Genomic DNA, 22,135 nt, shown 5'->3' with positions numbered 1-22,135 from the left:
GAGAGGCGGTGGTTCCGGCGGCGGTGGTCAACGCTTCTCGCGTCGGCTGCGGAGGCTCAGGGCGATAACGGAGACGAGGAACCAGAAGGCGCCGAACGCCGAGTATCCGGCCACGGTGGACAGGTTGCTCGTCGCCGAGGCGGACGTGGCGGCGATGGTGGCACCGGCGATGACGGACTGTCCACCGCTGATGGCCATGGGCCACTGGGCGCCGACGGTGCGCCGGCGCCGGATCGCCACGACGAGCTGGATGGCTCCGGAGAGGAGGGCCCAGACGCCGAACACGAGAAGCGCCGTCCCGACGGTGGAGAAGACGGCGACGATCATCCCGGCTGTTGCGGCGAGGCCGAGCACCATGTTGGTGGTGCTGACGCTGTTCGTGGAGCCGGTACCGGTCAGGCTGCGCTCGATGAGCGTGGCGATGGCGTCCCAGAGGGGGTAGACGACGAGCAGCACGGCCGCGATCACTGTGGGCTCGTCCGTCGACACGAGCGAGGCGGAGGTCGCGAGGACAAGTGCCACCCAGATCAGGGAGAAGGCGACTCGGACCAGGTGGAGCGATCGGAGCCCGGAGGACGTCGTCGTGGCCGTGGCCGAAGTGGTCGAAGTTACGGTGGTCTGCGTCATCGGGTGTCCCGTTGTGATCGTGACGGTGTGAGACGGTCGCCTCGATGAGGAGTCTCAGCGGCCTCGGGAGGGGCCGCGTACTTCGAACGAAGTACTTCTGCCGTCCACTTTCGACGCAATGGGTTCTGCCGTCTCCATCGACCGAAGCGGCTCGGTCGTCCACATCGTTCGTCGTCCACATCGTTGGTCGTCCACATCGTTGGTCGTCCACCTCGTTGGTCGTCCACCTCGTTGGTCGTCCACCTCGTTGGTCGTCTACATCGTTGGTCGACTACATCGTTTGAAGTACACGGCCGCCGCACACGTGAACGAGAATCGGGTCATGGCCAAGGCGCACAACAGTCAGGACGGACCGGCCGCACCGCTGTGGGTCCGCCACCCCGAGGTACTGCACCGGGTCGCCTATTCGGTGGCAGGGCTGGTGTTCACCGGGCAGATCGTGGCGGCGGCGGTGAGGGGGTCGGACTGGCCGACGGCCCTGTCCGTGCTCCTCGCCGGCGGTGGCGTCGCCCTCTCGTGGTGGAAGCCGTGGGCAGGACTGGTCGTGACGAGTGCGGCGTCCTTCGCCGTCACAGCGGTGGGTGACGACCCCCTGTCGGTGTGGATGATGGCGGTGCTCGTGCTGTTCTCGGTCACCCTCAGGGGAAAGCAGCCGCTGGCCGGGACCGGCATCGTGGCGGCGTTCTTCCTGGGGGCGTTCATGACGGTGGGAGGATTCCGTGGCGGTGCGGTCGTGGGAGCCGCGGCCCTCTTCTCGGCCATGGCGGGAGGTGCGACGGGGGCCGCGCTCCGTATCCATCGGGAGCACTGGTGGACCCTGGAGGAACGGGCCGAGATCGCCATCGCCACCCGTGAGATCGAAGCGACCCGACGAGTGACGGAGGAACGTCTCCGTATCGCCCGGGACCTCCATGACGTCATCGGCCACCAGGTCGCGATGCTGAGCATGCACCTCGGTGCGGCGGAGATCGGGTTGCCCGAGGACGCCGAGTCCTCCCGGCAGGCCCTCGTCTCGGCCAGGTCCAGCGCCCGTACCGTCGTCGTCGAGACGCAACGCATCCTCGCGCTCCTCCGCCTCGGGGACGACGTCTCCGGCAGCGAGGCGCTCCGGCCGACCCCGGCGCTGAGCGGCCTGGAAGGACTCATCGCCTCCTTCGAAAGCATCGGCCTCGATGTCCGGCCCTCCATCGACATCCCGGCCGGCTTCGTGGAGCCGAGCGTCGGCGTGGCGGTCTACCGGGTCGTTCAGGAAGCGCTCACGAATGCCTACCGGCATGGAGAGGGGACGGCAACGGTGGATGTGCGCGAGCACGACGGCCGGATCCGCGTCACTGTGGAGAACCGCGTCGGTCACTCACCCCACGGCTCCGACCCGGGCAGCGGACTCGGACTCGTGGGGATGCGCGAACGCGTCGAGTCCTCCAGCGGGCGACTGACGATCGACAGTCACGACGGGCGATTCCGGGTCCACGCGGAGTTCAGCCCGCTGGGAGAGGTCGTCCGATGACACGGATCCTCATCGTCGACGACCAGGCCGAGATCAGGGCCGGGATCCGAGCGATGCTTCGACTCGACCCGAGTCTCGTCGTCGCGGCGGATCTCTCCGACGGACTCCAGGTCGTCCCCTTCCTCCGGGACCACCCCGTCGACCTGGTGCTGATGGACATCCGGATGCCCGGCATCGACGGTGTCGAAGCCACCCGCCGGATCCGCGCAGAGCATCCACCCGAGAAGACGCGGGTGATCGTGCTCACCACCTTCGACCAGGACGACATCGTCCTCGCCGCCCTGCGCGCGGGCGCCAACGGCTTCCTGAGCAAGACCGTGAGCCCTGCTGAACTCGTCGCCGGAATCACCGAGGTCGTGGGCGGTGGCGGTGCGCTGTCGGCCGCCGCGACGGCCGCGCTCATCGGTCACATGACCGACAGTCCGCCCCCGCTGATCGACAAGGAGCTTCTGGGCCGCTTCAGCGCCCTGACCCCCAGGGAGCGGGACGTGGTCGTCCTGGTCGCAAGCGGTCTCGGCAACGACGAGATCGCGGCCCAGATGTCCGTGTCACCGTTCACCGTGAAGACACATGCGGTCCGAGCCATGACGAAAGTCGGCGCCCGCGACCGAGCCCAACTGGTCTCCTTCACCTTCCGGGCCGGCCTCTACCCGTGAACCTGCCGAGCCGTTCCCCGAAACAGGTGGCCGCTTGCAGGGCTTGACCGAGCTCGCAGGCGGCCACCTGTGACAGGGGCTCTGCCGATCCAGCCCGGCTCCATGCCTCGTGTCCCGGTCAGATGAGGTACGGGGAGTCGGTGTGGGAGACGGCCATTCGAGGCGGTGCGACGTGGACCTCAGCGCCGTCATCGCCCACTGTCAGTACGCCGTCATCGTCACCGAGGCGCTCCCACTCAACGCGGGAGGAAAACTCGTCGGAGCCGCATGCGCGAACAGGTCCGCTGGGGAGCGCCGCTGCGATGACTCCGCCGCGCCCCGGTCCGGGGCGCCCGCGCCGAGCCGCCTGAGACAGGACTGCGTCAGTACCTGGGACAAAGCGGGTCGTCAACGACCGTGCGGAGAGCCACCTGCCCCCAGAATCCCCAGGGTCCGGGAGGTGCCAAGCGCAGGGCCGCAGGCGCTTCGGCCTGCGGCCCCGCTCCGACGCTGGGGTCAGGACGACGGGTCGCCGTACTGCAGGCCGCGTCCGTTGGTGCCGACGTAGACACGCCCGTAGGTGTCGGGGTCGCCGGTGATGACGCCGCCGCCGCCGATGCTGCCCCACTGGTGGGCGTTGTCGTTGACGCGGAGCCAGGTGGCGCCCTTGTCGGTGGAGCGGAAGACGCCTGCGACGTCCTTGACCGTGCCGATCAGGTAGAGGGCCTGGTAGGAGGTGCCCGGTTTGGCCTTGCCGAAGCCGAGGGCCGAGGCGGACTGCACCGAGCGGAGCGTGGTGAAGGTGCGGCCGCCGTCGGTGGAGTGCAGCACCCCCTTGGCACCGCCGGCGATCCACAGGTCCCCGGCAACACCGGGCACCGCCACGAGCCGACCGGAAGGCAGGTTTCCGGCCCGGGCGGAGAAGGTCGCACCGCCGTCGGTGCTCGCGAAGAGCCTGCCGTCGAACAGGGAGTAGAAGGTCCTGGCCGAGGAGCGGTCGGCGACGACCACGGCACCGGAGCCCAGGCCGCCGACCCGCGACCAGTTCGCCCCCTTGTCGGTCGAGCGGTACGGGGCCTCACCCGCCTGGGTCCAGACGATGGCGGCGCCGTCCGCCGAGAGCGCGACATGGCCGTCCTGGGCGCCGGCCACCGGCTCCGCCGGGAAGCCCTTCCAACTGCTGCCACCGTCGGTGGAGTACGCGCCGTCCTGCGTCCCGCCACGGCCGACACGGACCATCACCGAGGGCTTGGACTGGGCGAAGTCGATATCGGTGCTGTTGCTCATCTGCGGATTCTTCAGCCGCCCGCCGGGCACCTTGGTCAGCGAGCCATGGCGGAAACCGCCCTGGTCACCCATGGCGGTGACAACGGTGGCGCCGCCGGGCGGGGCGATCGCGTCCATCAGCGCGGTCTCCTCCAGCCCTCGGGCGCCGGCGGTCCAATGGCTGGTGCCGCCGCTGTCGGTGGCGCCCGCGTCCTTGCTGCGCCAGATGCCGTTGCCGGTGCCGTACAGCACATGCCCGGAGTTGAACGGATCGATGGCCAGGGCGGTCATCCAGTGCCCGACGCCGGTACCGACGTACGGAGCCGCGGAAGCGTCCCGCACCGACTTGTCGGCCAGTGCCTTCCACGTCGTACCGCCATTGGTGCTGCGGTAGATCTCGTCCTCGGGCCACCAGCGGTCGAGGGTGGTGACCATCACCGTGGACGGCTTGCGCGGGTCGACGGCCAGGCCGGAGAACCCGTAACTGCCGCTGGACGGGGAAATGTTCTTCCACGCACCGCCCTCCGGCGTGTACTTCCGCACCGAACCTGCGGTCACGCCGTTGGGTCCAAGGGTGTCGGTGTACGTCAGGTACAGCGAGCCGTCACCGGAGACCACGCCGTGCTGCGGCAGCTGGCCGGTGGGCTGCCCGGGGACCGCCTGCCAGGTGCTGCCGCCGTCGGTGGAGCGGTACAGGGAGGTGGACTTGTCGGCGACACCGACGTAGACCGTCCTGGTTCCGGCCGGGCCGTACGTCACGAAGGAGATGCCTCCGCCGCTGCTCGCCCCGTCCTTGACGGGGAACGAGGAGACCTGACGCCATGTCACGCCGTAGTCGGTGCTGCGCCACAGTCCGTTCTTGCGGGTGCCCAGCAGCAGGGTGCCGTGGTGGGCGGGGTCGATCACGAGCCGTTCGCCCGCCCCGCGGCCGTCCTCGTTGGCACCCAGCTTGAACGGCAGGTCGACGCGCTTGAAGGTGCGGCCCCGGTCGGTGGAGCGCAGGATCGCGCCTTCGCCTGCCCAGTCGTTGGTGTAGGTGCCCGCCCCGAGGTAGAGCCGCTTGGGATCGACCGGATCAGTGGCCAGTGAGTCGATGCCCAGCAGGTTCCAGTCCTTCTCGCCGATCCAGTCGGTCAGCGGGATCCACTGCTCGGCCGCGCTGTCCCAGCGGTAGGCGCCGCCCATGTCGGTGCGCGCGTACAGCAGGCCCTTCTCGCGCGGGTTGAACACCAGCCCCGTGACGTAACCGCCGCCCACCACCTGGGCGTTCTTCCACATATACGGTCCGGACACAGCCGTGGTCTGCGTAACACCGGCCCCGGCCGCCCGGGTCTCGGCCGACTTGACCAGCCTCCACTGCTGGTTGGTGCCGCCCTTGCCGGGATGCTGGACGACGGCCGCACCCTCGGCCCTGGAGCCGCCGGAAACCTCCAGGACCTGCCCGCTCCTGCGCGAGACGAAGGTGACGGCGTCTGAACCGCTCACCTCCTCGATCTTCCACTCCTGCGAGGTGGCGGAACTGTCGGTCTGCTGCTCCGCGGCGGCCCCTTGCGCGGTCGAATCGCCCGCTATGCCCAGCACCTTGCCGCTATTGCGGTTCACCAGCTCGTAGTAGCCGTCCCCCGCGGGCTTCAGCCTCCACTGCTGGTTGGCGCTGTTCTGATCGGTCCACTGCTGGATACGGGTGCCGTCGGCGGTGGAGTACCCGTTGACGTCCAGCACCTTGCCGCTGCGAACGGAGGCCAGCCGGTAGTAGGCGGTGCCGTCGACCGTCGCGGCCTGCGAGTCCTCCTGCGCGTAGAGGAGATACGGCACGAGGACAGCGGGCACGCCGAGCAGCAGACCGGTAGCGGTCCAGCGGCGGCGGTGACGTCCGCGGCGCCCACCGTTCGCGGGGTTGTTCATGAAGGTTTGTTCTCCTTGCAGGCCGTTCACGAGATCAGCGGATCCGGGCCCCGGGACGGGCCGGATCCGCTTCCTTGTCGTCACAGGCCATGCACAGGGTTGCCGCGAGCCCGGAATTTTTTCCATCAGATCCCCGGCGCGCCAGGGCGTTTGGAAGTCCGGAGGTGTCCGGAGGTGTCCGGAGGTGTCCGGAGGTGTCCGGAGGTGTCCGGAGGTGTCCGGAGGTGTCCGGAGGTGTCCGGAGGTGTCCGGAGGTGTCCGGAGGTGTCCGGAGGTGTCCGGAGGTGTCACTCCTCGATATTCCGATCCGCATTCGGGGTTCACGGTCCCCGTTGCGGTCATGGCCTCGTCGGCGGCAATGCTCGTCGTCACGCCGGCTCAGGCGGCCGACCACGAGCGCCGTGCGAGGCGTCGCATCCCACGGGTGTCTCGATGTGTCGGGCGGCGGGCGTCGTAGCCGTTGGAATCCGGGCCGTGCCTGGACGTCAGGCGGCGCGGCGCGTCCGATTGGTGCTCTCTTCCGTCGACGTACCGGTGGAGCTCAACCGACCGCCGACTCAGCCGGCCAACGGGGGGCTCGCGCTGAAGGACTTCACCACCACGACGTACAAGGCCTCATGACGACTCGCGAACGACCAGCTCGGTGGGAAGCGTGACTCGCCGGCGCGGCTTGTCAGGATCGTCGATCTCCTCCAGGAGGATGTGGGCGATCATGCTGCCGATCTCCTCGACGGGCTGGCGCACGGTGCTGAGGGGCGGGTTGGTGTGCCGGGCGATGGTGGAGTCGTCGAATCCGACCACAGCCACGTCGTCGGGGACCTCCCTCCCCTGCCTGCGCAGCTCTGCCAGAGCTCCCGCCGCCATGACGTCCGAGGCGACGAACACGGCATCGAGCTCGGGGGCCCGTTCAAGGAGTGAACGCATGGCCGTCTCGCCGCCCTCCTCGGTGAAGTCGGCCGAGGTCACGAGTCGGTCCGCGGCCTTGTGACCCGCGTTCTCGAGGGCCTCGCGCCAGCCCTGGAGCCTGCTGCGGGCTACGTCCATGTCGAGCGGTCCGCTGATGGTGGCGACGGTACGCCGCCCCCGCGCGAGGAGGTGGTTGACGGCCGCCGCGGCCCCGCCGGCGTTGTCGGAGTGCACATGGCTGAGTGACTCGTCGGAGGAACGGCGTCCGGCGAGCACCGTGGGCAGTCCCATGTCCTCCAGCAGCCCGGGGAGCGGGTCATGCTCGTGCACCGAGACCAGGAGCACCCCGTCGACCCGCCGTTCGGCAACCGACTCGGTGAGCTGGTCCCGCTCGGCCTGGTCGCGGACAAGCACCAGTTGGAGCTGCGTGCGGGTCTCCGCGAGAGCCGTGCTGACACCACGGATGACTGCCGAGAAGTAGGGCTCCGAACCCAGCCTGCTCTCCGACTCCGGGATCACCAGGGCGACGGAGTTCGTCCTGCTCGTCTTCAGCCCCCGGGCAACGGAGTTCGGGACATAGTTCAACTCCGCGATGGCCGCGAGGACCGCCGCCCTCGCCTTGTCGCTCACGAGTTCGGAACCGTTGATGACTCGTGAAACCGTGGTGCGTCCGACACCGGCGCGCGCGGCCACGGTGATGATGGTCGGGCGTTGCCTGTCCCCCATGACGCCTCCCTCGCTCGGCGATGCCCAGACGGCTTTCACCTGCGCATTGTGCCAGACCTGGAGAGAGCGCCCGCAGGGCCCGGGCGCGGGCGCGCGACATCTGTCGGCAACGAAGTGGATTCAACTTCTTGACAGACGCCTTGCGTGGCGGCCAGGCTGCGGACTCCCGGGTGGGCACGTTCCCACCGCTAATTGGGAACGTACCCACCGGACAAATCGCACCAACGGAGCGAAGCCGTGAGGGCTCGCACTCCGGTGCGTCAACGCCGCCGCTTGGAGGACGAAATGAACAAGTTCCGAAGGAAGTTGCGTACGAAAGTCGTGACCGCCGTGTCGGTGGCGTCGGCACTCGGACTGGTCGTGGGCTGCGGAGGCAGCGACGGCGGAACCGGCGGCGGGAAGAAGGACGGCAAGGTCACCATCACCATGGGGCTCTTCGGCGTCATGGGCTTCAAGGAGACCGGCCTCCTCGACAAGTACATGAAGGAACACCCGAACGTCGTCATCAAGGCGGACGTCGCGGGCGACGAGCAGACCTACTACACCGCCCTGCAGACCCACCTGGCCGCGGGCAGCGGACTCAAGGACATCCAGGGCATAGAAATTGGTCGGGCCAAGGAACTCTCCGACACCCAGAAGGACAAGTTCGTCGACCTGGCCGGCGTGGCCGGCACGGACCACTTCCTGCCGTGGAAACAGAGCCAGGTCACCACCGCGGACAAGAAGGTCATCGGCCTCGGCACCGACATCGGCCCGATGGCGGTCTGCTACCGCAAGGACCTCTTCGAACAGGCAGGCCTGCCCACGGACCGCGACAAGGTCGCCAAGCTGTGGGAGGGCGACTGGTCGAAGTACGTCGACGCGGGCAAACGGTTCAAGCAGAACTCGAAGGACGACAAGGTCGCCTTCATGGACAGCTCCAGCGGCCTGTTCAACGCCATGATCTACGGCAACTCCCAGCAGTTCTACGACAAGCAGGGCGAGCTGATCTACGCCACCAACCCCGTCGTGACCGACGCCTGGAAACTCGCCTCCGAAGCGGCCACGTCCGATCTGACCGCCAAACTCCGCCAGTTCCAGCCCGGTTGGGACCCCGGTCTGGCCAACAGCACCTTCGCCAGCACCGTCTGCCCGGCGTGGATGCTCGCCCACATCAGCGAGAAGGCGGGACCGAAGAACAAGGGCAAGTGGGACGTCGCCAAGGCACCCAAGGGCGCCAACTGGGGCGGATCCTTCCTGGGCGTGATGGAGAAGAGCCCCGTCAAGAAGGAGGCACAGGAGCTGGTCGCCTGGCTCACCGCCCCCGAACAGCAGGCCTACCTCTTCGAGAAGATCGGCAACTTCCCCTCGTCACAGACCGCGTTGGAGATGCCCGAAGTCGTCAACGCCAAGTCGGACTACTTCAGCGGCGCCCCCATCGGGAAGATCTTCGGAGCCGCAGCCCAGGAAATCCCCGACGAGCAGGTGCTCGGCCGCAAGGACGGCACCATCAAGGACATCTTCTCGCAGGGCCTGACCCTGATCGAGGCCCAGAACAAGAGCCCGAACGAGGCGTGGAAGACCACTGACGAGCGCATCGAGAAGGCCGCCGGCTGACCCAGGGCCGTTGCCCGCCTCCTCCCTCGCCCGGTGCCCCACGCACGGCCCGTGTGGGCCGCCGGGCCCCTGCCCGCCTCACCACCCGTCCAGGAAGGACGCCTTCCGGTGGCCATCCCCACCTCGACAGCCCCAGACACCGCGCCCGGCATCGGCGCGGAGCGTCAGCGGCGACGCACACTGCTGCACCGCCTCGACGTCCGCGGTGCCCCGTACGCCTTCGTCGCCCCGTTCTTCATCGTCTTCGCCGCCTTCAGCTTCTATCCGCTCATCTACACCTCGTGGATCTCGCTGCACCGCGTCGAACTGTCGACCCTGAACCTCATGGAGTGGGTCGGCTTCGACAACTACACGGCACTGTGGGACGACGACCGATTCTGGAACGCGCTGCTCAACACCTTCACCATCGGCGTCCTGTCGACCGTGCCACAGCTGCTGATGGCGCTCGGACTGGCGCACCTGCTCAACTACCGGCTACGCGGCTCGACGTTCTTCCGCGTCGCCGCCCTGACCCCGTACGCCACCTCGGTCGGTGCCGCCGCCCTCGTGTTCACGATGCTCTTCGAGCGCGACTTCGGCATGATCAACTGGGTACTGAGCCTGTTCGGTGTCGACAACATCGACTGGGAGAACAACAAGTGGGCCGCGCAGACGGCGATTTCCTCCATCGTCATCTGGCGCTGGACCGGCTACAACGCCCTCCTCTACCTCGCGGCGATGCAGGCGATCCCACGCGACCGGTATGAAGCCGCGGCCATCGACGGTGCCTCGCGGTGGCAGCAGTTCCTCAAGGTCACCGTCCCCGGCATCCGCTCCACCATCGTGTTCACCATCGTCCTGTCCACGATCGGCGCCACACAGCTCTTCGGCGAACCCCTGATCTTCGGCCAAGGCCCGAACGGCATCACCGGAGGAGCGGACAACCAGTACCAGACGCTGGGCCTGCTGCTCTACGAGGAGGGCTGGAAGAACTACCAGATGGGCCGCGCCGCAACGGTCGCCTGGGCGATGTTCCTGCTGCTCATCCTCGTGTTCGTCGTCCAACGCATCGTCCACCGCATCACCACGCGCAGGGCCTGACCGGGAGATCTCCATGACCACAGACAGCATCCCGGTCCAGGCGACGGACGCACGCCCCAAGACCGCGCGAAAGACCAGCAAGGCCGCCCCGTCCGGTGCACGACGCCGACAACTGTTCCGCCACCCAGGTGCCGGACGCCAGCACCACGCAGGACCCGTCGCCTACATCCTGCTGGGGCTCGCGGCGCTGGTCTCTCTGTTCCCGCTCTACTGGACGATGGTGGCGGCGTCGACCGACAACACGCGCGTCACCCAGACGCCTCCGCCCTTCCTGCCCGGACCCCACCTCCTGGAGAACCTCGGCAAGGCCTGGCAGGACGCCGCGCTGGGCAAGGCCATGCTCAACAGCCTGATCGTGGCGGGTGCCATCGCCCTGTCCACGGTGCTGTTCGCCACCCTCGCCGGATTCGCGTTCGCCAAACTCCGCTTCAAGGGCCGCAACATCCTGCTGATGCTCGTGATCGGCACGATGATGGTGCCGCCCCAACTCGGCGTCGTACCGCTGTTCATGATGATGACGGAACTGGGCTGGGGCCAGAAGCTACCCGCCGTCATCTTCCCCACCCTCGTCAGCGCCGTCGGCGTGTTCTTCATGCGGCAGTACCTGTCCGAAGCCCTCCCCGACGAACTCGTCGAGGCCGGACGGGTGGACGGTGCGCACTCCCTGCGCATCTTCTGGAGCATCGTGCTGCCCATCGCCCGGCCCCCCATGGCCGTACTGTTCATGATCACGTTCGTGCACGCGTGGAACGACTTCTTCTGGCCCTTCATCGTGCTCGACATGACCAACCCGACCGTGCCCGTCGCTCTCACCCAACTCAGCGCCGGCTACGTCCGCGACCAGTCGCTGATCATGGCCGGCGCACTGCTCGGCACGCTGCCTCTGCTCGCCCTCTTCGTCGTCTTCGGCCGTCAGATCGTCGGCGGGATCATGCAGGGAGCCGTCAAAGGATGAACGCCCTGTCCACCCCCAACTGCCGTGGCCCTTCGCCGCCCGCGGAGTTGTCAGCCTGCCAGCCGCACTTTCCAGATCTCCTCACTGGGCCACTGCTGTGCCCAGTCGGCGGAAACCTCCGGGTAGTCCCGCGCAGACTGGGGTGCCTGAATCTCGATCAGATCCTCTACGACGAAGTCGCAGGCCCGCAGCAGACGGATCATTTCACCGTGCGGCAGGACGAACTCCATGCGATTCCCCCAGTCCAGCCGTGTCAGGCCGAACTGGCCGCGGGACAGAGCGGCGGACGCCGGCCCCTCGGGACGCGCACACAGCGCGAACAGCGGCGAGTACCGAGAGAACACCAGCCGACCTCCAGGAACGAGAATCCGGGCTGCCTCCGGGATCCACTGGTAGGGGTCGCACCACAGCGAGGCGCCGTACTCGCTGATCGCCAGGCCGAACGTGTTGTCCTCGAAGGGCACGTTCTCCGCATTGCCCAGGAGAAGGGGAAAGTCCAGGTCGAACTCCGCCTGCATCACTCGAGCGGTGGCGAGCTGCCTCTCCGAGACGTCGATCCCGACCGGATGGGCTCCCGCACGGGCCAGCCAGGCGGAAACGTAGGCCGTACCGCAGCCCAGATCAATGGTCCGCATCCCGTCGATGCCTTCGGGCAGCAGGGAAACTTGCGACTCAGGGGTGGCCCACAATCCCCAGGACGGCTCTGCCTGCGCCCAATGAGCACGGGCCAGTGGCCCGTGCCACGCAGCCGCCTCGTCATCCCAAAAGCGTCGGTTCTGCTCCACATGTTCCGCCGGGGCGTCATGAGTCATGAAGACATCTGATCGACGGCGCTGTTGTTCCAGCAACGGGTTTTTGCGCCGCCAGACTGCCCATTGATGCGGCGCAGCTCTGTGAACCGCTGACCCTGGGGCTGTTCAAAGTACTGCCGTGCACGTCCCGGGCGCCCAAGAGACCCACCGAGCGCCGGAATCAAGCCCTCTCGTGCTGCCCGCCGCCCTGTATGGGCCCAAGGCAGTGCGCCGGGCCCGGTCATGCCGCTCGCGCGTCTTCGTCGGCCAGGAACGGGCGTAGCAGTGTGAGCAGGGCGTACGGTCGGTGCAGCGGGATGATGTGGCCGCAGTCCTCGATGACGTGCCCGATGAGATCGTCGGTGACCGGACGGAGCTGGCGTTCCAGTGCCGTACCGACAGGTTGGGCGCCCAGCGCCATGGTCGGTACCGTCAGGCGGGCTGTGGCGACTGCCCGTTCGATCTGCGCCGCACTCTCGGGCAGGGCCCGATAGTACGAGAACGCGCAGCTCAACGCCTCGCGTCCGGTGTACGCGCGGACGAAGGCGTCGCGGACAGCGAGGGGCACCCCGTCGCCGAGCGTGCCGGTGCGCAGGAACCAGTCGACGTAAGCGGCCTCATGTCCCTCCAGCACGGTCTCGGCGAGGCCGGGTGCGGCGGAGTGGAAGCCGAACCACCACGGCGGCCCGTCGGCGAGGAAGTCCTCGGCGCCCGGCAGTCTGCCCAGCAAGGCCTCCATGACGACCAGGCGCCGGACGAGATCGGGGCGGCGCAGGGCCAGGAGGAAGGCCGGCGCTGTACCGGCGTCGATGCCCACCACCGCGGCCGAGGTGACGTCGAGTGCGGCGAGCAGCGCCGCGGCATCCTCGGCCAGGGTGCCCGCGTCGTACCCCGAGGCGGCCCGGCCGCTCGCGCCGAATCCGCGCAGGTCCGGCGCGATGACCCGGTGGCGGTCGGCCAGATCGGCGATGACGTCCGTCCACAGCTCCCAGGTGTGCGGGAAGCCGTGCAGCAACAGGACAGCCGGGCCCGACCCGGCGAGGGCGACGTTCAGCTCGACACCGTTGACCGGGATGCGTCGCAGCTCAGGCATGGCGGGGCTCTCCCAAGGGGTGATGCGGAAAGTGACAGGGTCACGCTAGGGAACTAGCCTGATCCGCCCAAGACGGCACTTTCCCTTCAGGTGGTGAGCCCCAGGTGACCAGGTCGAGGCCCGGTGAGCGCGGGGATCTGATGGATCCGCACTGCCCGACGCGGCAGTTGCTGGACCGCATCGGCACCAAGTGGACGTCGATGGCGGTCAAGGTGCTGGCCGAGGAGGCTCCGGGCGAGGTGCGTTTCGCGGAAGTGCGGCGTCGAATCCCGGGCATCTCGCAGAAGATGCTTTCCGTCACCCTGCAGAGCCTGGTTCGCGACGGTCTGGTCGCCCGCCGTGTGGAGCCCACCGTGCCGCCCGCCGTCCACTACCGGCTCACGGCGCTCGGCCTGTCCCTCGAAGTCCCGCTCTCCGCTCTGCGGGTCTGGGCCGAAACGCACATGCCGGAGATCGACCGCAACAATCAGCTCGCCGACGGGTCGCCCCTCAACTAGGTCATCCGTCGAACGCGCAGGCCACAGCCACTTGTTGAGGGCCTTGCCCAATGGCCTGTCGGGGTCGAGCCGGCCCCGCACACCCACGCCATAGCGCCGTGTCGAGGCCGCCCATGTTGTGCACGCGCTCGACCAGTTCGTGGGCGCCCCAGCGGTGGGGACGGGGTGACCGTGGGGTCGGGCAAGGGGAACGGCCTTCGGTTGTGCAGACGGGCGATGAGAGGGCCCGCCGGCAAGCCGACGGACCCTCAGCTGGTAAGCCCCCTTTACGGGAAGCCCGGCGTGCCGCCGCAGCAGGCCACCGTCTCGGTCTGACCGGCGTCGGCAAAGGGCGCCACCGCGAGCACCACCGCCAGCGCCACGAACACCCCGATTACGGCTTTGCGCACTGTCTCCTCCTGTCAATCGAGGTACTGGTACCGCTCAACGCGGCACCTCCTCACACCCCCGTTGCAACGGCCAGGTTGCACGGCAGCCGCGTCTCTTCTAAGAACGCGAAGCGCATTGGTGACCCGTTTCCCGTGCCGCTCTGACGCGGAGCTGGAAGACGACCACATCACCTGAGGTCCTGTGCGCCTGCCGTCAAATCCCCAACGGCCTGAATTCCGGCCCGACTTGCGACTACGCTTCGTGTCCGTCGAATTACTCCAAGGGGACGTCATGCAGGACAGGGGACGTGTCGACGACTCGGATCGTCTGATCCGGCTCGATGTGGACGGACAGCGGGTCTACATGGCTGTACGGGAGCTGGATGGCGGATACGGCGGCGAGCACGAGATTTCCGGGCGGATCGGACAGCGTCTGGACGAGGCTCTGGAGGGGCTGACGAGTACCGCACGGGCCGTGGTGACACAGCTGCGGCAGAGCGAGGCCACGCGAGTGCGGGTCCAGTTCGGCTGTGAGTTCGCTCTGGAATCGGGATCCGTCGTCGCCGTGCTCGGTAAGGCGCGTACCTCCTCGGCCTTCACGGTGGAGCTGGAATGGGAGCGACAGCCGACGCAGTGATCCCGGCCGCGTTGACCGGCTGGGAGGGGCTGCTCAAAGCGGCGACAGTGCGGCTGGAACCGCCCTCCGGGGAGATTGGCACAGGATTCGTCATCGCCGAGGGGCTGGTGGCGACCTGCGCGCATGTCGTCGCCCGGGACGAGAGTTCGCTGCCGGAACAGGTACGCGGCCGATTTGTCGCCCTCGGCCAGGACATCGTCCTGGCGCCTGTGGCCGGATCCTACGTCCGGGACCGCGAAGGTGGCCTCGACGTCGTCCTGCTGCGCGTCATCGACGCCCCCGGCACCCCCACTCTGCCCCTCCGGCCGGTCCTCACCTCGGGTGTGCTGGAGATCAATGACACCCTGTGGACGTACGGCCATCCGGTCCGCGGCTTCCTGTCCGGCCAGTCCGCACTCCTGCGCCACCAAGGTACCGATCTGCGCAGGGACCGGGCGGAAGGGCCCTGGTTGCCTCATGGGCAGGGGCGTTTGGGCCCGGGGTACAGCGGCAGTGCCGTGATCAACGTCCGTACCGGCGCGGTGTGCGGCATGTCGAGTACCTCCGACCTCGACAACAGCGTCCATCTGGTTCCCGTGGCCGAGATCTTCGCGCGCTGCCCAGCGGGGGGCAACCGGGAAGGTCACCGAGGCGACTGGCTGCGTCGACTGGACGCCGACCAGCTGAGGGCGGGCGGATGGCCGACCCCCCTGCTCCTGGAATACCTTTCGAGAGCCAGGGCCTCGGCCGACGGGCAACACCCGTATCCGATGATCGAGGGCGAGGCTCCCAAGACCCTGTCCTTGGTGTACGTCTGCCCGTTCGTCGGCCCGGAGGAGACAAGCCCGGACGAGTCCGGCTCGGACAACTCGGGTCAGGAACGGGCCTCCAATGAAACGGTCACCCCGGAGAGTGAGCGGATCCCCGCCGGGGAACTGTTCCGGCTCGACGAGAACATCCTGCTGGTGGGTGCCCCCGGCGCGGGCAAGTCGAGCCTCCTGCGGCACGCCGTCACCGAACTCGCCGCCCACTGGGAGAACCCGCCCTGGCACGACGTGGTTCCCGTCCGCGTGGACGCCCGGGACCTAGACGGCACCCCGCTTCTCAAGGCGATCGCGAAGGCCATGGGCAAGGACGGCACGGCACCCTTGGCAGGCGGCTGGCCACCCGAGTTGTTCGACGAGCCCCCGACTCCCGCCTCGCGCTGGCTGGTTCTCGTCGACGGGCTCGACGAGATGGGCGACCCCGCCGCACGCAAGACGCTGCTCAACGCGATCAGCTCGCTGAGCAAGACAGATGCGGGTGTCCGCTTCCGCTTCCTGGTGACGACCCGCCCGCTGCCCGCCGAGGAACTCACCTGCGACCTTCGGCGCTTCGACCTTCTGCCACTGGACCGGCGTCAGCTCTATGACTTCGCCGAGCGCTGGCTGGCTGCCCTGGGGATGACCGAACCCCACGACGCGGCACATCGCTTCATCAACCGGCTGGAGGCATCGGGTATGGCGGACCCGGCCAGGACACCCCTGATGGCCTCCATGTTGTGCCAGCTGTTCAAGGCGGACGAGGACAAGCCGCTGCCCCGAGGCCGCAGCGCGGTGTACCAGGAGTTCGTCGAGGCGACTCAACACGGCAGCCGCTGGACGCGACGCGAGAGCCCGTGGCCCGGGCTCCGGGACAGAACCCGCGCCGAGTACGGAGATCCCGGTGTCGCGGCTCTGACCGAGCTGCGCGACACACTGCCCGACTTCATCGAGCGTCTCGCTCATGAGCGCCACAACGGCACCAAGGGGTCGGCCGTCGAACTCGTGACGGCTTGGTCGATGCGTATAAAGCACCCCGACGTCCGGGACGGGCAGTGGGATGCGATGCGCGGCGACGCCCTTCCCGAACTCCTCCGTGCCAGCGGGCTGCTGCGCCAGCGCCACGGCGACTTCGTCTTCATCCATCAGACCTTCGCCGAGTTCCTCACCGCGCGACGGATCGCCGAGAAGCTCACACTCAGCACCATCGAGTTCCGCCGGGTCTTCCACCACAACCCGCTGTGGCCCTCCTGGGCCCTGCGCCACCGCTCCTCCGATCCGGCGGCGACCTCCGTGGTCCGCTTCCTGATCGACGCCTGGGGACGCAAAGGCCAATTCGGACTCAAATCGGCGCTCCGCGGGCTCGCAACCCATGGCGAAGGCGCGGCCCTCATCGCCACCCTGGTCACCGACGGCGCGATGGTCGACAGCGCCGCGCGTAAGTCGGCCATCTCCGTACTGCACCGAGCCGCCAGCAACCTGGACCACGAGGCGGCGATGGCCCTGGCCCGGATGGGAGACGATCGCGGCGTCGACATCCTCATCGATGCCACGCAACGGGACCGAAGTGTTGAGCACCGCCTCAAAGCGGCCCGTGGCCTCGCCGACGTGGGGCACTCCCGTGGTCTCGAAACTCTGCGCGCGATGGCAGCTGACACCACCGATATCGGTCGACTCCTGGCCGCGGAGGAACTGGTGCGCCGGGACGAGCCTGAGGGCACGGCGGCTCTCGTGGAGATGGCGAGAGGCGCCGACACCGGATCGAAGCTCTGGCTCGAAGCCGCCAGAATCATGATCCGACTCCAGCTCGCGCAGGGCGTCGAAGCCCTCCTGACCCGCCTGACCGACACCGGCGCGCCCGGCCAAGCGCGCATCCTGGCGGCCGAGCACCTGGAAGGACACCATGCCGAGACGGTCGCGCGGACGCTGGCGGATCTGATCCGGGGCGAGTTGACCCCAGAGGATCGTGTCCGGGCGCTCAGGCTGCTCATGTCGTCCAGTGGGCCGCAGGTCGCTGCGATGCTCGGTGAACTCGCCGAGGATGCCCGGCTACCCGTGCACCTGCGGATCGAGGCGGCACAGGCCATCAAGTCCACCAAGAAGCGCGAGCAGTTGTTGGTGGGCGCCGCGGCGGACCCCGGCGCGCATTCCGAACTGAGGCTGATGGCCCTGCGGCAGGTGTCGGTCCGAGACAGCCGGGACATCACCGACCTGCTGCTGTCGATCATCGACGATCACTCGACTTCGCTCATGAACCGGCACGCAGCCGCAGAGCTACTGCCGCCATCCCCCGAGCCCCGTGCCAGGGTCCAGTCAGCACTGACAGCCTTGATGAAGGACACCCCCGACAGGCAGTACTCCGCACGCAGCCGCGTGGAGCTTCTGACAGCGACGGCATCCTGGTGGCCTCCGGCAACCTCCGAGGGCCTCCCTTCGCAGTCGGCGTCATCATGGTGGTGCGACACCGCCGTCGCGCTGGTCACCACCGGGGAACTGGACGAGGACGATTGCCGGCATTTCATCGTTCGGTTGGGCCAGGCCCACGCCCAGTCCCACCTGCACCAGCTGGCCGTGACCGAAGCACTGCCCGCAAGGCTGCGACTTGAGGCCGCGCGGCTGGCCGCGGCCGGTGCCACCCGGCCAGGCAACCGCAGCAGAGGGCTCACGCTGGTACGGAACCGGAGCCTTCATCCGCGCGTCCGCCTCCTAGCTCTAGCAGAAGTCACACGGGAGGTGGTCGGAAGCATCGGGAGACCTTCGGCCGACCTCGTGCTCGCGACCGGCGGCATCGTGGGACGGGCGATCGAGAAGGTGCTCAATGCCCTCGCCGCGGTGCTGACCGCCGTACTCAGGGTGCCCTTCGTCGCCCTCGCTGCCCTCCTGCCGTTCGGCGTAGCCGTCGCGGCCAACGCGTTCACGGTGGCGCGTGCGGCCGAGGCCCCTCCCGAGAGCTGGAAGACGTGGGCGTACGCCGCGGTGACCGCCGTACTCGTCGCCGCGCTGCACGCCGGGGCATGCCAGGCGAGCGGTGCGGGCCGAAAGGGAAACAGGCTCATTCTGTGCGGCCTGCTGGCAGGGGCCGCCATCGGGCTGCTACGGCTCCCGGAACCCGCGCTCCTCAACGAGTGGGGTGCGCACCTGGCAGCGGTGATTCCCTGGGACGAGGACTGGCGGTTCTGGCACCACCTCGTCCCCCGAAGCTGACCGTTCCGCTCGCCTCGGGTCCCACGCAGGACGGGGCCCGAGGCGAGCGGGGAGCTGGTGAGTCGGCACGGCGCGCGGTGCCAGTACTGCAACCGGTCAGTCTCTCCGTTCGGTAGCGGGTGACCGTCACCTCTCGGAGGACCGGTGAGGGAAGAAGGTTGGTACCTGTACGTGGCTGCCGCTCCGGCGCCGCCGGACCCGCCAAGGAGGCTTCTGTGCCCGCGTCCCCGAACATCCCCGATGTCCTGGTCATCGGCGCAGGTGTCGCCGGACTGGCCTGCGCGCGGGACCTCCTGGCGGCCGGGCTGGACGTCCAGGTCGTGGAGGCGTCCGACGCTGTGGGCGGCCGGATGCGCTCCGACCGTGTCGACGGCTTCGTCGTGGACCGGGGCTTCCAGGTGTTCAACACCTCCTATCCGCAGGTGCGCCGGAGGCTGGTGCTGCGCGAACTGCGGCTGCGGCCGTTCATGGCCGGGATCCTGGTGCACACCGTCGGGCAGGGCACCCTGCGCTTTCAGGACCCCACCCGGCGCCCGCACGCCTGGTCGACGCTGCTGCCGGGACGGCTCGCAGGTCCCCGCGACCTCGCGGCGCTCGGCCTGCTCTCGGCCCGCGACCTGCTCGGCCCCGTCAGCCGGGTGAAGACGGCGCGGGACCGGACCACCCGCACCGCCCTGGCCGACGCCGGATTCTCCGAGGAGTTCGTCGAACGCTTCTTCCGGCCGTTCCTGTCCGGGGTCTTCCTGGAGGACGAGCTGGAGACCTCCAGCCGCTTCTTCCACCTCGTCTGGCGCAGCATGCTCCGCGGCACCCTGTGTCTGCCGGGCGCCGGTATCGGCGCCGTCCCCGCGGCGCTCGCCGCCGCGCTGCCCGCGGGCACGGTCCGTCTGGAGACCGCCGTGAGCGCCCTCATCGACGACGGCGCCGTCACGGACACCGGAGAGGAACTGGCGGCGCGGGCGGTGGTGGTGGCCACCGGCCCCGGACCCGCAGGGCGGCTGCTCCCCGGCCTGAAGGTGCCCGACTGCCGTGTGGTGACCACGTATTACCACGTGGCACCGCGGTCGCCGCTGGCTGAGCCGGCTCTCCTCGTCGACGAAGGCCGCCGGTTCTTGAACACATGTGTCCTGAGCGAGGTGGTGCCAGGACACGCCCCGGACGGCTACGCCCTCGTGGGGACCTCCGTGCTCGGCGGGGACGCCGACGGACGGGAAGGGACCGTGCGCGCCGCGCTCGCCGAGGCGTACGGGACGGACACCGCAGGATGGGACCTCCTCACCGTCCGCACGATCGTCGACGCGCTGCCGGTCATGACGCCGCCGCTGCCGCTCAGCCGGGCCACCCGGATGGGGCCGGGACGTCACGTGTGCGGCGACCACCGGGCCACGGGCTCGGTCCAGGGAGCCCTGGCCTCCGGCGCCCGGGCCGCTCGGGAAGTGCTCCGGGAACGCTTGCGTTAGCCCCGCGGGTCCCGTTTGGGTGGGCCGCGTTTCCTGCTGGCCGGGGAGGGCGACCTCGGCCGCGGTGTCCACCGCGGCCGAGGCCCATGTGCCCGAACAGCACAACCATGGCGTGGTCGGGCCCTGTGCTAGAAGGTCAGGTTCCAGGCGTCGATCTTGCCTGTGTCGGAGGCGGCGTTGTCGTTGACGCGTAGCGTCCAGGTGCCGTTCGCGACCTCCGAGGAGGCGTTCACGGTGTAGGTCTGGGCGATGTTGTCGGCGCTGCCGCCGGCGCGGTTGTGCAGGGTGTAGACGGTGCCGTCCGGCGCCACCAGGTCGACCTTCAGGTCACCGATGTAGGTGTGCTTGATGTCCACACCCACCTTGAGGGTGGCCGGGGCGTTGCCGGTCACACCCGTCACGGCGATCGGGCTGTCCACGGTCGCGTTGTCGTTGATGGCGAAGTCCGCGAGGTTCTCGAAGTACTTGCCGGGCGGCGGGGTGGTGCCGACGGCCTTGAGGGCGTCGACCTGTCCTTCGCCGAAGAACGAGTTGTTGGCCGTCGTACCCGTGCAGCGACTGTCCGAGGGGCAGGCGATGTCGTTGGCCTGCTCGGCCAGTTTGGCGCGGATCTGCGCCGGGGTGATGCCCGGGTTGGCGCTGGCGATGAGGGCCGCCACACCAACCACGTGCGGGGTGGCCATCGAGGTGCCGCTCTTGCTGCCGTAGCCGCCGCCGGGGACGGTGGAGTACACGTTGCTGCCTGGTGCCGCGACGTCGATGACGCCCTGGCCGTAGTTGGAGAACGAGGCCTTCGTGACGCCCGTGCCGTTGGCCGCGACCGTGACCACGCCCGGCAGCTCGGTCGGGATGTCGAGGCAGGCGTTGGTGATGGTGCGGGTGACCGGGGTGGAGTCGTTCGGGCTCGCGGAGTCGGTCGTCTTGTGGGCGAGGTCGTAGTTCTCGTTGCCCGCGGCGGCGATCTGGAGGGAGCCCTTGCTCTCGGCGTACTCCTGGGCGCGCTTGACGCCCTCGATGATGGCGGCCTGGTCGATGTTGTCCGGGCAGTTGAACTGCCACGGGTCCGTGTAATAGCTGTTGTTGGTGACCTTGAAGCCGTGGTCACCGGCCCAGACGAAGCCGCAGATGGTGTTCTCGGCGAAAAAGAAGGAGTTGCCCGGTTCGGCGACCCGGACCGCTGCGATCTTCACTCCGGGGGCCACGCCGACGACGCCCTTGCCGTTCTTGGCCGCGGCGATGGTGCCCGCCACGTGGGTGCCGTGGGTGTCGACGTCGCGCCAGGCGCCGGTACGGGTGTCGGGCTTGCCGTAGGCGCAGGAGACCGAGTCGGCCGCGTCGAAGTTGGGCGCCAGGTCCTGGTGCTGGTCGTCCACACCGGTGTCCAGGACGCCGACCGTGACGGAGGCGGAGCCCGGGTTCACGGCCCAGGCCTGGTCGGCCTTGATCTGGCTCATGTCGGCCCGGACCGGTTCTCCGGCCGGGGTCGAGGCCTGGGCCGGGTTGGGCGGGAGCGCCGGGTCGTAGGCGGCGGCCGGGACGTCCGAGGTACGCGTGGCGCCGACCTGCTGCACGCCGGCGACGCCGCGCAGGGTGGCGGCGAAGGTGCTGGACGCCGAGTGGGCGACGATCACACCGATGGCGTCGAAGCTGGAGAAGACGGTGCCGCCGTTGGCAGTGATCGCGGAACGGACCGCCGAACTGTCACCAGGGGCGGTGATCACGAGGTAGGCACGCGTGCCGGCCACCCAGGCCGCGCTCTGGGAAGCCTGCGCGACGGCCGGCGCGTGGGCCTTGGCGGCCGGCGCGGCGGAGGGGACGACCGGGAGCGTACCCGCGAGGGCGCCCGGGGCGCCGAACGCGAGGGCGGCGCCGAGCGTGGCCGCCAGCACCAGCGTGCGTCTCGGTCGGCTGAATATGTGGGGTGTCAATGCGTCCTCCGAAGACGGCCCGGCCGTGCTGGTGGCACCGACCTGGCCGTACGAAACAAGTGGTGGGTGCAAGATGTCAGGTGCATGCCCCTGCGGGGAAGTACCTTTCCGCGCAGGGACGTTGCGCGGACCTGGCTGAAAACAGACGCCACTCTCCAGCCGACGCTCCCCATGG

General features: G+C 68.8%; 16 protein-coding genes. 9 read left to right on the top strand and 7 right to left on the bottom strand.

What is annotated here, in order from left to right; translation table 11 throughout:
- Positions 1-27: 27 nt before the first annotated feature.
- On the bottom strand, positions 28-627 hold the full coding sequence (locus tag OG885_RS43950; protein ID WP_405742426.1) for a DUF308 domain-containing protein: 600 nt from the start codon (positions 625-627) through the stop codon (positions 28-30).
- Positions 628-949: 322 nt separating this feature from the next.
- Here OG885_RS43950 and OG885_RS43945 point away from each other — a divergent pair, with 322 nt between their 5' ends.
- Together OG885_RS43945 and OG885_RS43940 are read left to right on the top strand one after the other, a co-directional pair.
- Entirely contained in the window at positions 950-2,134 is a 1,185-nt protein-coding gene (locus OG885_RS43945; protein WP_405742424.1) for a sensor histidine kinase, read from the top strand.
- Positions 2,131-2,790 carry a response regulator gene (locus OG885_RS43940; protein ID WP_405742422.1) on the top strand — a complete coding sequence of 220 codons (660 nt, stop codon included), beginning with the start codon at positions 2,131-2,133 and terminating at the stop codon, positions 2,788-2,790. Before OG885_RS43945 ends, OG885_RS43940 begins: the two co-directional genes overlap by 4 nt.
- Positions 2,791-3,285: 495 nt before the next feature.
- Here the strand turns inward: OG885_RS43940 and OG885_RS43935 are convergent, their stop codons facing one another.
- Together OG885_RS43935 and OG885_RS43930 are read right to left on the bottom strand one after the other, a co-directional pair.
- Positions 3,286-5,940, bottom strand: coding sequence for an RICIN domain-containing protein (locus OG885_RS43935; RefSeq protein ID WP_405742420.1), 2,655 nt, complete (start codon positions 5,938-5,940; stop codon positions 3,286-3,288).
- Between the two features lie 615 nt (positions 5,941-6,555).
- Positions 6,556-7,572 carry a LacI family DNA-binding transcriptional regulator gene (locus tag OG885_RS43930; protein WP_405742419.1) on the bottom strand — a complete coding sequence of 339 codons (1,017 nt, stop codon included), beginning with the start codon at positions 7,570-7,572 and terminating at the stop codon, positions 6,556-6,558.
- A 285-nt stretch (positions 7,573-7,857) separates the two neighbouring features.
- Here OG885_RS43930 and OG885_RS43925 point away from each other — a divergent pair, with 285 nt between their 5' ends.
- From OG885_RS43925 to OG885_RS43915, 3 genes are all read left to right on the top strand, one after another.
- A complete protein-coding gene (locus OG885_RS43925) occupies positions 7,858-9,168 on the top strand; it encodes an ABC transporter substrate-binding protein (protein ID WP_405742417.1) in 1,311 nt (436 codons plus the stop codon).
- Positions 9,169-9,276: 108 nt separating this feature from the next.
- Positions 9,277-10,248 carry a carbohydrate ABC transporter permease gene (locus OG885_RS43920; protein WP_405742415.1) on the top strand — a complete coding sequence of 324 codons (972 nt, stop codon included), beginning with the start codon at positions 9,277-9,279 and terminating at the stop codon, positions 10,246-10,248.
- A gap of 13 nt (positions 10,249-10,261) precedes the next feature.
- On the top strand, positions 10,262-11,203 hold the full coding sequence (locus OG885_RS43915) for a carbohydrate ABC transporter permease (RefSeq protein WP_405742413.1): 942 nt from the start codon (positions 10,262-10,264) through the stop codon (positions 11,201-11,203).
- A gap of 50 nt (positions 11,204-11,253) precedes the next feature.
- Here OG885_RS43915 and OG885_RS43910 read toward each other — a convergent pair whose 3' ends face one another.
- Positions 11,254-12,015 (bottom strand): class I SAM-dependent methyltransferase, encoded by a 762-nt coding sequence (locus tag OG885_RS43910; RefSeq protein WP_405742411.1) that lies wholly within the window; start codon positions 12,013-12,015, stop codon positions 11,254-11,256.
- 220 nt (positions 12,016-12,235) lie between these two features.
- Positions 12,236-13,087, bottom strand: a complete 852-nt coding sequence (locus tag OG885_RS43905; RefSeq protein ID WP_405742410.1) for an alpha/beta fold hydrolase — start codon at positions 13,085-13,087, stop codon at positions 12,236-12,238.
- 140 nt (positions 13,088-13,227) lie between these two features.
- Between OG885_RS43905 and OG885_RS43900 the strand changes: the two genes are divergently transcribed.
- Positions 13,228-13,584, top strand: coding sequence for a winged helix-turn-helix transcriptional regulator (locus OG885_RS43900; RefSeq protein ID WP_399963440.1), 357 nt, complete (start codon positions 13,228-13,230; stop codon positions 13,582-13,584).
- Positions 13,585-13,850: 266 nt separating this feature from the next.
- Here the strand turns inward: OG885_RS43900 and OG885_RS43895 are convergent, their stop codons facing one another.
- On the bottom strand, positions 13,851-13,973 hold the full coding sequence (locus OG885_RS43895; protein ID WP_405742408.1) for a hypothetical protein: 123 nt from the start codon (positions 13,971-13,973) through the stop codon (positions 13,851-13,853).
- A 271-nt stretch (positions 13,974-14,244) separates the two neighbouring features.
- Between OG885_RS43895 and OG885_RS43890 the strand changes: the two genes are divergently transcribed.
- The 3 genes from OG885_RS43890 to OG885_RS43880 all read left to right on the top strand — a co-directional run bounded on the left by OG885_RS43890 (position 14,245) and on the right by OG885_RS43880 (position 20,032).
- The gene (locus OG885_RS43890; protein WP_405742406.1) at positions 14,245-14,589 is read left to right on the top strand and encodes a CU044_2847 family protein; all 345 of its coding nucleotides are present in this window, start codon (positions 14,245-14,247) and stop codon (positions 14,587-14,589) included.
- The gene (locus OG885_RS43885; protein ID WP_405742404.1) at positions 14,565-18,572 is read left to right on the top strand and encodes a trypsin-like peptidase domain-containing protein; all 4,008 of its coding nucleotides are present in this window, start codon (positions 14,565-14,567) and stop codon (positions 18,570-18,572) included. Before OG885_RS43890 ends, OG885_RS43885 begins: the two co-directional genes overlap by 25 nt.
- A gap of 215 nt (positions 18,573-18,787) precedes the next feature.
- The gene (locus OG885_RS43880) at positions 18,788-20,032 is read left to right on the top strand and encodes an NAD(P)/FAD-dependent oxidoreductase (protein ID WP_405742403.1); all 1,245 of its coding nucleotides are present in this window, start codon (positions 18,788-18,790) and stop codon (positions 20,030-20,032) included.
- 128 nt (positions 20,033-20,160) lie between these two features.
- Here the strand turns inward: OG885_RS43880 and OG885_RS43875 are convergent, their stop codons facing one another.
- On the bottom strand, positions 20,161-21,921 hold the full coding sequence (locus OG885_RS43875) for a S8 family peptidase (protein WP_405743177.1): 1,761 nt from the start codon (positions 21,919-21,921) through the stop codon (positions 20,161-20,163).
- Between the last annotated feature and the right edge of the window lie 214 nt (positions 21,922-22,135).

This window comes from Streptomyces sp. NBC_00028, from assembly GCF_045041065.1.
GTDB lineage: Bacteria > Actinomycetota > Actinomycetes > Streptomycetales > Streptomycetaceae > Streptomyces.
This window is presented reverse-complemented; position numbering and strand designations above follow the sequence as displayed.

What these genes read in the sequence shown, in the direction of transcription:
- OG885_RS43890 (WP_405742406.1), top strand. Translation starts at nt 14,245, where the DNA reads ATGCAGGACAGGGGACGTGTCGACGACTCGGATCGTCTGATCCGGCTC.
- OG885_RS43915 (WP_405742413.1), top strand. Translation starts at nt 10,262, where the DNA reads ATGACCACAGACAGCATCCCGGTCCAGGCGACGGACGCACGCCCCAAG.
- OG885_RS43900 (WP_399963440.1), top strand. Translation starts at nt 13,228, where the DNA reads ATGGATCCGCACTGCCCGACGCGGCAGTTGCTGGACCGCATCGGCACC.
- OG885_RS43905 (WP_405742410.1), bottom strand. Translation starts at nt 13,087, where the DNA reads ATGCCTGAGCTGCGACGCATCCCGGTCAACGGTGTCGAGCTGAACGTC.
- OG885_RS43925 (WP_405742417.1), top strand. Translation starts at nt 7,858, where the DNA reads ATGAACAAGTTCCGAAGGAAGTTGCGTACGAAAGTCGTGACCGCCGTG.
- OG885_RS43950 (WP_405742426.1), bottom strand. Translation starts at nt 627, where the DNA reads ATGACGCAGACCACCGTAACTTCGACCACTTCGGCCACGGCCACGACG.
- OG885_RS43930 (WP_405742419.1), bottom strand. Translation starts at nt 7,572, where the DNA reads ATGGGGGACAGGCAACGCCCGACCATCATCACCGTGGCCGCGCGCGCC.
- OG885_RS43935 (WP_405742420.1), bottom strand. Translation starts at nt 5,940, where the DNA reads ATGAACAACCCCGCGAACGGTGGGCGCCGCGGACGTCACCGCCGCCGC.
- OG885_RS43885 (WP_405742404.1), top strand. Translation starts at nt 14,565, where the DNA reads ATGGGAGCGACAGCCGACGCAGTGATCCCGGCCGCGTTGACCGGCTGG.
- OG885_RS43910 (WP_405742411.1), bottom strand. Translation starts at nt 12,015, where the DNA reads ATGACTCATGACGCCCCGGCGGAACATGTGGAGCAGAACCGACGCTTT.
- OG885_RS43945 (WP_405742424.1), top strand. Translation starts at nt 950, where the DNA reads ATGGCCAAGGCGCACAACAGTCAGGACGGACCGGCCGCACCGCTGTGG.
- OG885_RS43940 (WP_405742422.1), top strand. Translation starts at nt 2,131, where the DNA reads ATGACACGGATCCTCATCGTCGACGACCAGGCCGAGATCAGGGCCGGG.